This is a genomic window from Edaphobacter sp., assembly GCF_035532915.1.
Classification (GTDB): Bacteria; Acidobacteriota; Terriglobia; order Terriglobales; family Acidobacteriaceae; genus Edaphobacter.
Genome location: NZ_DATKQC010000257.1, coordinates 1 through 12,252 on the forward strand (window position 1 = coordinate 1; position 12,252 = coordinate 12,252).

The window sequence follows — 12,252 nt, forward strand, 5'->3', positions numbered from 1 at the left end:
CGCGATCTATATCCTCGGATCGCTGCTTCGCTTGCGCCATACCGCCCTCACCTTCGCCCGCCAGCGCTCATCGAGCGCCACCAGCGTCCACTCCACTCGCGAAGACAGATACCGCAGCACTATCTCCGTAGCCGGATGCACCCGCAGCGCCGGGGCCACCAGATACAGCTTTGGAGCCTCCGCCGACAACCGCACCCCGCCGAAGTATCCATGCCGCTGAAACTCGCCCAGCCCGCTCATCGCATCGGGATTCTGCAGATGATGCCATCGCACCCGGACCCAGTAGTCCAGGCCCTGCAAGGCGAGGTGCAAATCTTCGTCGGCTTTCAACTCAATCACGGCGAGCCTGCCATCATCGGTCACGCCCAGCAGGTCGAGCATGCCGCGATCGGCAGCAGCGAACGCCGGAACTTGCGTATAAACATGCGCGGCGTTCAGGTGTGCATCCAGCGGCTCGACATCGCGCCGCAGAACGCTCTCCAGCCATCGCTCCGGCTGCATTCTATACAGCGGTTCGCGACGGTCCCCACCCACCGCACGCCGCGCAAACAGCCGCGTCACCAACTCCTTCAACTCCGTCTCATTCTCTTCCGTCAGCGGAGTCTCATTCGCGCCCGCTCCAACAGTAATCTCTTCGGCCCGGTTGAAGGAGCTGCCAGCATAGCCCATGCGAATCCGCGCAAACTCCAGCCCATGCAGCAGAAACGCCATCTCCGTTCCACTGCGAATCTTCTGCTCTACGACCTCGCGCATCGGCTCCGGCACCAGCGTCATCACCCGCGCGGCAGACTCGCCAAACCGCTCTCTCGCAGCGTCGACGTTTGGCGCATGCATCAACCGCGTGGTCAGATTGCCTTGGTCGGCAGGGTCGCGCTGCTCCAGCTCTTCCGATGCCTGGTCCAGCTCCCACAACTCCCATTGGGCCGCATCGGCATTCAGCCACGCCAGCCGCGACAACGTTAGTAAAGATGTTCCACGTGGAACAAAAATCTTCAATCCGTGGTACAATCGCCGACCGTTGCCCGACTCACGGCAATGCTGCAGCCATAAGATGCCCAGCGTCAGGATCCCATCGACAGTGGCCTGCGTCTCTTCTTCGTTGACGGCAATGACGGCCCAGGCCTTCTGTCCCTGTAGCAGCGATCCTCGCGCATAGGCCGGCCCAAAGCTCTTCTCTAAATCCATCGCGGTGCGAAAACCGTCAGGCTTCCATCCGTCGAAGTTCCGTTCGAGCACACGCTCCAGCACACGCAGATACTTCACCCGCGTCGCCTCGCGCGTCGAAGGGGTTCGCCGGTCCTTGTCTGGCGCAAGCTCCAGCGTCTGGGGCTTGGTCTGTCCAAAGCGATGCGTGCTCAGCCGCAGCACGCCGTTGCGCAGCGCCGTTCCGCTAACCCGCCGGACCAGATTGCGGTCCTCGCCCCAGAGATGCAGCGTGCATCGCCCATGCTCGGTTGCCAGCGTGTACTTCGCCTCGCGCATGTCGAAGAGCACCTTGCCGTCTTCGAGCACGACCGCCTTCGGATGTTCGGCGAGAAATCCTTCGAGGGCCGCGGCAATCTGTTCCACCGTTTGCTCCGGCCCTGCGATTGCCGTGCGTGACGATCTCATGCCGCCATCTACCACTCTTCCTTTGCGCGCAGGTGGGTAATGTGCGCGACATGGTGCGTCGAGTGCCATGCATAGATCAACGCCATCAGGTCCAGCTTCACCGGCCCGTCCTCGGGATGATGAAAGCCGCGCTGCCACTGTTCCTCGCTCAGCGACTGCAGCAGCATCACCCAGCGCGCATGCAGGCTCTCCACCAGCTCCAGTGACCACTCCACCGGGGCCGCCGCATCGCGCAGACGAGCCCATGCCTTTTCGTCATAGGGCTTGATCGTCGGCCAATCCTCGGTCAGCGCCAGCCGCATGCGAATGAATGCATTCATGTGGCTGTCGGCCATGTGGTGCACCACCTGCCTCACCGTCCATCCGCCTTCGCGGTACGGTGTGCTCAGTTGCGCTGTATCCAGGCCTTCGACGGCGTTGCGCAACATCTCGGGCAACTCTGCCAGCGTCGAAATCGCTCGAGCCCGGTCATCGGGAGTGATGATCGCAGGCCTCTCAAATTTGCCAATTGGATATCGCGGATCATGCTCGGACATGCGTCGCTCCTCAAAAAATTGATTGAATTGCAAGGTAGCATACGCCCTAGTATCTTCAGTTAAGGCTTTTTCAACGTCGTACTTTTTCCATGCGTCTTCTGATAACCAGTTTTGTCCTCCTTGTTTTCGCTGCCTCTGCCAGCGCCCAACAGCCCTCGGTCGCTCATCGGTCAGACGCCGCACGCGCCTATCTCGGTTTCGATCTCAACAACTACCCCGGCGATCAAGCTCTTCCCGCTTTGCGCCAGCACTTTTCCTTTGCCGGATACTGGCTCAATAATCCTCCCGGCGCGCAGCAGAATGGATGGCAGGGAAAACGCGACCTCCTCATTCGCAATGGCTTTGGGTTTCTCGTGCTCTTCAACGGCAGGCTCGATGCGGAGATCACCAAGTCGCGGAAGTCCGGCACTCCTCCGGCTACCCTCGGCAAGAGTGACGCTGCCGCCGCCCTCGCAGCCGCGCAGCACGAACACTTCCCCCGCAACACCATCCTCTTTCTCGATCAGGAACAGGGCGGCCGTCTTTTACCTGAGCAGGCAGACTATCTCTTTGCGTGGACGGAGGCGGTGGCGCGCTCGGGATACCGTCCCGGCGTCTATGGCAGCGGCCAGCCTGTCAATGAAGGGCATGGCCACACCATCACCACTGCCGAGGACATTCGCGCCCATATTGCCGCGCAGCATCTCCACGAGATCGCGCTGTGGGTGGTGCAGGACGCCTGCCCGCCATCGAACGGCTGTGTTTTGAAGAACTTGCCCCCCGATGCCAGTGGAACTTCTGGCGCCGCCGTGTGGCAGTATGCGCAGTCTCCGCAGCGACGGTCGATGACGGCGGCGTGCGCAAAGACCTACTCGAAGGATGGCAACTGTCGTGTTCCCAGTGCGGCAAATCTTCCGGTCGACCTTGATACGGCGGACTCGCCTGACCCGTCCCATGGCCGGTGAAACCATTTAATCGATGTTTTACCGGTTACATTAATCCGAATGTAACCGTTTAAATATTGTTTTACCGGTTACATGCCGATCGCCGCCGTTTGCCGCCCTTCCCCCGGAAGCCTACAATGAAATAAGATGACAACCCCCTCCGCAGACCACAAGCGTTATTTCATCGAAAAGCTGGGCATCTCGGAACGCCTGATGGAACGCTGCCTGGGCGAGGCGCTCTCTGCGGGTGGAGAGTATGCAGATCTTTATTTTGAATCAGTTACATCGACCTCCCTGGGGATCGACGAGTCTCTGGTCAAGTCCGCCAGCCAGGGCATCAGCGTAGGCTGCGGCATCCGTGTTCTTTCAGGCGAGCGCACCGGTTTCGCCTACACCGACGACCTTTCGAGCGACCGCCTGCTCAAAGCCGCCCGCACCGCCGCCCTGATCGCCAGTGGCCCGGCGAAGGAGTTGGCGCATGGGTTTACGCATACCGAGACGCCGACTCTTTATCCCGTAGCTGGAGCTACCTCCGACGCGGAGATCTCCGAGAAGCTCAAGCTCATCCAGCGGGCTGATAAGGCTGCCCGGGCGTATGACTCGCGCATCGTGCAGGTTCGCGCCGGGTTCAACGACGAGCTGCGCCGCATCCTCGTGGCGGCCTCGGATGGCACCTTTGCCAGCGATACCCAGCCTCTTGCTCGGCTTAATGTCTTTGTTATTGCGAAGGACGGTCCCAACACTGCTCGCGGTACCAGCGGTGGCGGGGGACGGGTCGCTCTCGACTTTTTTGAAGGTAAGAAAAGCCCCGAATTCTTCGCCCGTGAGGCTGCGCGGACGGCGATGCTTCAGCTCGGAGCGGTCGATGCTCCCGCAGGCGAGATGGAAGTTGTGCTTGGCCCCGGCTGGCCCGGCGTTCTGTTGCACGAGGCTGTGGGTCATGGGCTTGAGGCTGACTTCAACCGCAAAGGCACATCCGCCTTTAGCGGTCTCATCGGCCAGCAGGTTGCTTCGAGCAAGGTCACGGTGGTTGATAACGGCACCATGCCTAACCGGCGCGGGTCTTTGAATGTGGATGACGAAGGTACGCCGACGCAGGAGAACGTTCTGATCGAGAACGGCATCCTCAAGGGCTATCTCACCGACAAGCTGAGCGCACGGCTGATGGGTACGGCGAGCACCGGCAGCGGCCGCCGCGAGAGCTATCAGGCGATCACGATGCCGCGCATGACGAATACGTACATGCTGAACGGCGACGATATGCCCGAGGACATCATCAAGAGCGTGAAGCGCGGGCTCTACGCGGTGAACTTCGGCGGTGGTCAGGTGGATATCACCAACGGCAAGTTCGTCTTCTCGGCCAGCGAGGCCTACCTGATCGAAGACGGCAAGGTAACGCGGCCGGTGAAGGGCGCGACGCTGATCGGCAACGGGCCGGAGGCGCTGAAGTACGTGTCGATGGTGGGGAACGACCTTGCGCTGGATGAAGGCATCGGCACCTGCGGCAAGAACGGGCAGAGCGTTCCCGTCGGCGTGGGTATGCCCACCGTGAAGCTCGACCGCATGACGGTCGGCGGTACCGGCGGATAAAGTTTGGTTTTGATTTTTAGATCTCATGGAATCGAACCCATGCGCACCGCACCAGGCAACACATTGAGGTTAACCATGGCAGTCGAACGCGAAAAGTTTTATGAGTGTGAAGTGAAGCGTCGGCGGGTAAAGGCCACGGGTGGCTATGAGCCGTTCTGGAAGGTGAAGATGATTGCCGATGCTCTTATCGACAATGACACCGAGTTCCGCTGCAAGAGCTGCGGTGGTCCGCTCAAGGTCTTCCGCCGCAACATCGAGAATGCACCGCCGCCGCACGTCGAGCACAAGTTGAAGAGCGATTCGGAATACTGCGCCGCCGGTCTGCATTTCCTCAAGGCCACCGATGGCCGCGAGGCGCGTCCGTCGCAATCGCCTGTTCACTAAGGTCGTTCGCAGTTGAGCAGAGACAGATGCGGGGGTCTCTGCGCTGCGCTCCGGTCGAGTGGCATATTTTGTTGTGGCAGATATGCTCTCAAGGGCACTTCCAAATTGGATGTGCCCTAAGACAACAGCAGATCCTCCGCCTGCGGCGAAGGATGACAAATGATTTGCGGTGTAGCTTCTCTGAAACCGCTTTAAAGAGGACTCAAGCCATTGCAAGCTGAACAAATCGCTTCCGACCTGAAAAATCTTGCCGCCGATGTTCTTGCCAAGGCGCTCAAAGCTGGTGCGACTGACGCAGAGGCGGTCGTCTATGAGGGCGATGAGTTTTCGGCGCTGGTGCGTCTGGGGCAGGTTGAGACGCTGAAGGAGTCCGGCTCGCGGGCCATTGGGCTTCGCGTGTTCGTGGGGCAGAGGACGGCGAGCACGTCTTCGTCCGATTTTTCTGCGGAGTCCATCGAGCGATTGGTGGATGGTGCGATTACGCTGGCGAAGATCACCAGCGAAGATCCATTTGCCGGTCTGCCCGAGGCGCATGAGTTCGGCAAGATCGAGGGCGATCAGCACCTCTACTTTGAGGATGTGAACGAGATGCCTCCGGCGGAGCGGATCGAGACGGCGCGCAGGGTTGAGGCGGCGGCGATGGGCTATGACACCCGCATCCAGAACTCGGGCGGCGGCGACTTCGATACGGCTACCTCGCACAAGATCCTCGTCAACTCGCGTGGGTTTGTGGGCGAGTATCGGCGGTCGTACTGCGGCTTCTCGGCGATGCCCATTGCGGTGGATGAGAAGGGCGGAATGCAGAGGAACTACTGGTACTCGGCTGCGCGGACGACGCGCAAGCTGGAGTCGCCGGAGGAGATTGGCCATGAAGCGGCGCGGCGGACGCTGGCGCGGCTGGGTGCGCGGCAGGTGAAGACGCAGAGGGCTCCTGTGGTGTTTTCGCCGGAGATTGCGCGGTCGATCATCGGCAATATCTTCGAGGCGGCGAATGGCGATTCGATCTATCGCAATGCCAGCTTCTTTTGCGACCAACTCGGGCAGCAGGTCGCGGGGGAGAACATCACCGTTGTCGATGACGGGACGATGATCTTCGATGGTATTGGCGGTTTTGGGACGTCTCCGTTTGATGGAGAGGGTTTGCCTACGCGGCGAACGGTTTTGATTGAGAAGGGCATTCTGAAGAACTATGTTTTGAATACCTACACCGCGAAGAAGCTGGGGATGAAGTCGACCGGCAATGCCTCGCGCGGGCTGGCGGGGAATCCGGGCATTGGGGCGGGGAATTTTTATCTTGAACCGGGCACGCTGACGCCGCAACAGTTGATTGGCGATGTGAAGAGTGGGCTTTATGTTACCGAGACGATGGGCTTCGGCGTGAATCTTGTGACCGGCGACTACTCGCAGGGAGCGAGCGGCATGTGGATCGAGAATGGCGAGCTGGCTTATCCGGTTGAAGAGATTACGATCGCGGGAAATCTGAAGGACATGTACAAGAACATCGTTGCCATTGGGAATGACCTTGTGTTTCGTGGGTCGAGTGCGGCACCTACGATTCGCGTTGAAGGCATGATGATCGCGGGGGCTTGATTCCGGCGTTTCACTCAGAGCTACAATCCGGGTGTGGGATTGAGTTTTCATTTCGAACATGTTGTTGACTTTGCGCCGGTGCGGGCAGAGGAGATTTTGCGTGCTGTGCCTGTGCTGCCGGGAGTGTTTGCGCTGTGCGGCGCGCGCGAGGGCGATGAGCCTTACCTGACGCGCACGGCTGATCTGCGGCGGAGGATGAGGCGGTTGCTCGATCCGCCGGAGTCGCAGTCGAAGCGGCTGAACCTGCGGGACAAGGTGGCGCGGATTGAGTATTGCGTCACTGGCTCTGACTTTGAGTCGTCGCTGGTGTTGTATGACGCGGCGGTGGCGCTGTTCGGGTATGCCGAGGCGCGGCGCAGGCTGAAGCTGCATACACCTTATTTTTTGCGGTTGACGATGGGGAATGCGCATCCTCGGGTGTACTCGACGAACCGGCTGTCGAAGCGTGGGCTGGCGGAGATGTATGGGCCGTTTCCCTCGCGGGCGGTTGCGGAGCGGTACTGCGATGCGGTGCTCGATCTGTTTAAGCTGCGGCGGTGCTGGGAGGACCTGGAGCCTTATCCGGAGCATCCGGGGTGCGTGTATGGGGAGATGAAGAAGTGCATGGAGCCGTGCAAGCAGGCCTGTACACCGGAGGAGTATGCGGCTGAGGCTCGGGCGGTGAAGGCGTTCTTCGATACGCGCGGCGAGAGCAGGCTGGCGGCGATCGAGTTGGAGCGGGAGCGGGCTTCGGCGGAGATGGAGTTTGAGCAGGCGGCGGGGCTGCATGCTCAGTGGCAGAAGGTGAAGGCCGCGGCTGCGCTGGCGGATGAGATGGTGCAGCCGGTTCCGAAGCTACGGGCTGTGATTGTGCAGGCCGCGGCGGTGGAGAAGGAGTCGCCGGAGCAGGCTGCGCTTTTTCTGCTGGAGGGCGGATGCCTGGCGGGGCCGGAGCGGCTTTCGACGCTGGGGGTAAGGGCGGTGAAGGAGCAGACGAGCGTGGGCAGTTCTCTGTTCGCGCAGCCGCTGATGTTGCAGGCGGTTCCGCTGGAGGGGGAGGCGGGTACTGTTGTTGACTCTCCTGAGGTGAGGGCTGCGGCGGTTTTGGGGGCGCTAGAGGCCAGGGTGGGGAAGGTCAATGATCTGGCGCTGCTGAGCGATCATCTTTCGCTGTTCAAGCGGTGGTACTACAGGCCGGAGAAGCAGCGGACGGGTGAGGTCTTTCTGCCGAACGCGGATGGAGGGTGGCCGGTGCGGCGGATTCTGCGGGGGGCAGCGAGGGCGGCGCTGGGCGAGCCGAAGAAGATGGCCGAGACGCAGCGGGAGGCGGGGAAGGGAGCCAAGGTGAAGATTCTGCATGAGGGCAGGGCGGATGTGGAGCGGGTGGTTGTGGTGGCGGAGAAGAGAGAAAAGATCGAATAGAGGAGTCTGGGGGTAAGTGGAAACCCATGTTCCAGGATCGGGACATGATCGGGACATGGGGCACCCGATTGTTGACACGCATGGGTGGAGAAGCAGATTGCGGCGGCACTGGTAAACTGGCTGGCAGGAGCGAATTCCTTTTGATTGAACTGGCATTTTCGATACTGGCGTCTGACTTTGCGCATCTGGCCGATGAAGTGGCGGCGGCGGAGCGGGGTGGCGGGACCATCGTCCATGTGGATGTGATGGATGGGCATTTCGTGCCGAATATTACTTTTGGGCCGCCGATGGTCAAGGCGCTGCGGCCGGTGACGAAGCTGCCGCTGGACTGCCATCTGATGGTCGAGAATCCGGATGCGTTTATTCCGGCGTTTGCCGAGGCGGGCGCGAACATGGTCAGCGTGCAGCAGGAGGTTTGTAGGCATCTGCACCGGACGCTGCAATTGATCGAGCAGCACAAGATGAAGCCGGGAGTTGTGATCAATCCGGCGACGCCAGTGGATACGCTGATCGAAGTGCTGCCGATGGTGCATTATGTGCTGGTGATGAGCGTGAATCCGGGGTTTGGCGGGCAGAAGTTTCTTCCGCTCGCGCTCGAAAAGATCGCCTATCTGGCGGCGCTGCGCAAGGAGATGGGTCTGGGGTTCCGCATCGAGGTCGATGGCGGCGTTGCTCACGATACGGTCGCCCGCGTGGTGGAAGCAGGAGCGGATATGCTGGTGGCTGGCTCGGCCATCTTCAGCCCGAAGAAGACGGAGCAGAATGCGCGGAAGTTTTTGAAGGTAGCCCGTGCCGCCGCGCCCGAACAAAACTAGCCACGACCTACGGGGACAAGGCTGACAGGAAAGACTAGAATAGGATGCAGCCTGTGCGCCGATGCGCGAGGCTTATGGGGTACACCGCAGGATGAGTGAGCGTTCCTTTTTTCCAAGTTTGAAGGCCAGTGCGCTGGCCGGGGTGGCGGTAGCGGTATTGCTGACGTCTTCAATGGTTGCAGGGGCACAGGTGACGGGCTCGTCGCAGACGACGACCGATGCCAATGGACAGCAGCAGGAGAGCGTGACGCTGTCGACCTCGGGGCGCAAGAAGCACAAGGAGAAGAAGGAAAAGGTCGTCGTGTCCAAGGACACGAAGAAAGAGCTGCGCAAGCAGAAGACCCTCACTCCGATTGCGGAGCAGGACGCGAAGCTGCCGGACAAGGAACTGTACGACAAGGCTGTGATCGCGACCAAGAAGGGACACTTCGATGTCGCCCGGCTGGACCTGCAGACGCTGCTCAACACCTATCCCGACTCGCAGTTTCAGATGCGGGCGAAGCTGGCGATTGCCGACAGCTGGTACAAAGAGGGCGGCACGGCTGCGTTGATGCAGGCCGAGAGCGAGTACAAGGACTTCATCACCTTCTTCCCGAACGCTCCTGAGGCGGCCGAGGCGCAGATGCGCGTGGGCGATATCTATTTCCGGCAGATGGACAAGCCGGACCGCGACTACAGCAAAGCCACCCATGCCGAGGAAGAGTACCGGCTGATGCTGCAGCAGTTCCCGGAGTCGGCGCTGGTGCCGCAGGCCAGGCAGCGGCTGCGCGAGGTGCAGGAGGTGATGGCGCAGCGCGAGGCGGAGATTGGCGATTTTTATGCCTCCCGTTCTGCGTGGCCGGCAACGATTGCACGCTATCAGACCGTGGTCGACACCTATCCCGAGTACAGCCACATGGACGATGTGCTGGTTGGACTGGGAGACGCTTACGAGGCGGAGGCGAATTACGTTCGTTCCATTCAGCTGCCGGAGGCCGCGAAGGCGCGGCTGGAGCATATCTATGACGATCAGGCTGCCGAAGCTTACCGCAGGGTGGTGCTCGAGCACTCGGCTTCGCCGCACGTAGAAGATGCGCGCGACCGGCTGGCGGCGATGAACCTTCCGATTCCCGCACCGACCGCGGCTGAGGTGGCTGCGAGCGAGGCGCTGGAAAACAGCCGCTCCGGGTACAACCTGAAGCAGCGGGCCAGGCTGCTGGTGATGCACACGCCGGATACGGTGATGGCGGCCCATGTGGGCGAGCCATCGCTGAGCGATCCGAAGCCGACGCTGGCGCCGGACGTTACGCGGAAGATCATCACAGACTTCAATACCTCGATGCATCCTGAGACGGCGACGGCAACGGCGGCCAAGCCGGTTGCGGCGGGAACGAGCGATGCAGCACCGGCGGATGAGGCTGCTGCTCCTGCAGCACCGGCTGCTCCGTTGGCGTTCCATGAAGTTCCTACGGCTGCTCCGGGAGCCGACAGCGGTTCAGCGGTGGACACGAGCGTTCCGGGAGCGACCAGCAATACATCCGCGGGAGCGGCCTCGAATTCGATGGGAGTCGAGATCGTCTCGCCTTCTTCGTCTCCGAAGTCGAGCGGCGCGGATGGCGGCCTGAAGGCCGTCGGACCGACCAACAATACGCCCCTGCCTGCGGTCGAGAAGGCTGGGGATTCTCCGATGCAAGTGAACGAGGTCAAGCCGGGAACGCAGCCCGCAGCCCAGGCTCCGAACCCGAAGGGGAAGAAGACGAAGCCGGCGTTCGACAAGTCGGATGAGTCGTCGAGCAAGCACAAGAAGAAGAAGGGGCTGGATAAGCTCAATCCTTTCTAGGAATTAGCGAAGGTAGATGCAAAAAAGCCCTGGAGATCTCCAGGGCTTTTTTGCGGAGCGGGAGAACTATTGACAGGCTTTGCGGCGGCATGTACGGTGGCTGCAACGTAACCGCTTACTATGGATGGAACTGATGTAAACGTGGAGGTTTTGCGATGGATTTTCTTCGTGGCGTGAGGACGATCGTGACCGACAGTCACTTTCTGGTGCCATTTTTTGTGCTGATCGCCGGGATCGCCCTGCTGGTGGTGTTGCACTAGGAAGCGGCAATAGGTAAAAAGTCCAAGCCATTTTTATAAAACATACTGGCTTACTTTTTTATAAAGATGTTCGATTGAACGTGGAGAAGTGTGTGGGAAGTGCAGTAACCAAGAGGCAAAAAGAGGGGATGTCGCTGCATGGCCTGGGCGTCGTCTGCGGGCTGACTGCGGGAGTGTGGCTGGGCGCGGCGGAGGCCCCGACGAAGCTGGTGAACGCGGGCTTCTCTCCGTTTGCGATCTCGCTGTGCATGGTGGCGGGGGTGTTCACAGCGCGGTGGACGTTTCCGACGCTATTGAAGGGGACGAGCTATGTCTTCGCCGACCTGTTTGAGAGGAAGCACCTGATCGTGTGGGCGCTGCTGGCTGGGGCGCTGTGGGCGGTGGCCAATACACTGACCGTGTTTGCGATTCGCGATGTGGGTCTGGCGGTGGCGTTTCCGCTGTGGAATACGAACTCGCTGATCGGGCTTTTGTGGGGGAGGCTGCTGTTCCGCGAGCTTGAAGGAGCCAGCGGAAAGAACATCGGCAAGGTGGTCTTGGGGACGGTGGCGATTGTGGCTGCGGCGGTGATGCTGGGCTTCAGCACGCTGCACGGAGGGACGGCTACGGGCCACAACGCGGTGGGCGGGATACTTGCTGCCGCTGGCGCGAGTTTAATGTGGGGGACGATGTATGTTCCTTACCGGAAGGCGTATCTGAGCGGCATGAATCCGCTGTCGTTCGTGACCGCGTTTACGGTGGGGGAGTTGAGCACGGTGTTTGGGCTTACCCTGGCGCTCGATGGAGGGCTGCACTCGCCGTCGTTCCAACTGTTCCATCTGCGAGGCATGGTCTTCTGGCTGTTTCTGGGCGGGTTTGTGTGGGTGATCGGCGACCTGTTTCAGCAGTTTGCGACGAAATATGTCGGCATTGGACGGGGAATTCCGTTGTCGAATACGAACCAGCTTTGGGGGCTGGCGTGGGGAGCGCTGGTGTTTGGGGAGTTGGCGGCGGCGGACCATCGGCATAAGCTGCTGGTGGTGACTGGGTCGCTTGTGATGATTCTGGGCGCGCTGGCGATCAGTACGGCGGTGGCTTCGGCGAAGGAGCAGACTTCGACCAACGAGGCGGTGCTGAGGGAGTGCGAGCGCTATGGGCTGGACTATAACCGGACGATGATGGCGATGGCCGGCGACGAGTTCAATACGCGCAACGAGAAGCGGCGCTGGTGGGACTATCTGATTATTGCAGCGGCGACCGGCGTGTTTATCTGGCTTGGCGTGAGGGCGGTCGTGCCTCCGCTGGCGATGAATGTTCGCTGGATTGCCGCGTTGGGTGCGGTGT

At 60.7% G+C, this 12,252-nt stretch carries 10 protein-coding genes; 8 read left to right on the forward strand and 2 right to left on the reverse strand.

Going from position 1 to position 12,252, the window contains the following annotated elements; translation table 11 throughout:
- Positions 1–6: 6 nt before the first annotated feature.
- Entirely contained in the window at positions 7–1,611 is a 1,605-nt protein-coding gene (locus VMU57_RS12400; protein ID WP_325383827.1) for a hypothetical protein, read from the reverse strand.
- A gap of 8 nt (positions 1,612–1,619) precedes the next feature.
- Positions 1,620–2,147, reverse strand: coding sequence for a YfiT family bacillithiol transferase (locus VMU57_RS12405; protein WP_325383829.1), 528 nt, complete (start codon positions 2,145–2,147; stop codon positions 1,620–1,622).
- Positions 2,148–2,236: 89 nt separating this feature from the next.
- On the opposite strand from VMU57_RS12405, the gene VMU57_RS12410 reads away from it, so the two are divergent.
- From VMU57_RS12410 to VMU57_RS12450, 8 genes are all read left to right on the forward strand, one after another.
- A complete protein-coding gene (locus VMU57_RS12410) occupies positions 2,237–3,091 on the forward strand; it encodes a glycoside hydrolase domain-containing protein (RefSeq protein ID WP_325383831.1) in 855 nt (284 codons plus the stop codon).
- Positions 3,092–3,217: 126 nt separating this feature from the next.
- The gene (gene tldD, locus VMU57_RS12415; protein WP_325383833.1) at positions 3,218–4,660 is read left to right on the forward strand and encodes a metalloprotease TldD; all 1,443 of its coding nucleotides are present in this window, start codon (positions 3,218–3,220) and stop codon (positions 4,658–4,660) included.
- Between the two features lie 75 nt (positions 4,661–4,735).
- Entirely contained in the window at positions 4,736–5,044 is a 309-nt protein-coding gene (locus tag VMU57_RS12420) for a hypothetical protein (RefSeq protein ID WP_325383835.1), read from the forward strand.
- Positions 5,045–5,254: 210 nt separating this feature from the next.
- Entirely contained in the window at positions 5,255–6,634 is a 1,380-nt protein-coding gene (locus tag VMU57_RS12425; protein ID WP_325383837.1) for a TldD/PmbA family protein, read from the forward strand.
- Between the two features lie 33 nt (positions 6,635–6,667).
- Complete coding sequence (locus VMU57_RS12430) at positions 6,668–8,035, forward strand: excinuclease ABC subunit C (protein WP_325383839.1); 1,368 nt, start codon at positions 6,668–6,670, stop codon at positions 8,033–8,035.
- A gap of 140 nt (positions 8,036–8,175) precedes the next feature.
- On the forward strand, positions 8,176–8,850 hold the full coding sequence (rpe, locus tag VMU57_RS12435; protein WP_325383847.1) for a ribulose-phosphate 3-epimerase: 675 nt from the start codon (positions 8,176–8,178) through the stop codon (positions 8,848–8,850).
- Positions 8,851–8,941: 91 nt separating this feature from the next.
- Entirely contained in the window at positions 8,942–10,669 is a 1,728-nt protein-coding gene (locus VMU57_RS12440) for an outer membrane protein assembly factor BamD (protein ID WP_325383841.1), read from the forward strand.
- A 352-nt stretch (positions 10,670–11,021) separates the two neighbouring features.
- A partial coding sequence (locus tag VMU57_RS12450; protein ID WP_325383845.1) for a GRP family sugar transporter occupies positions 11,022–12,252 on the forward strand: 1,231 nt, incomplete at its 3' end.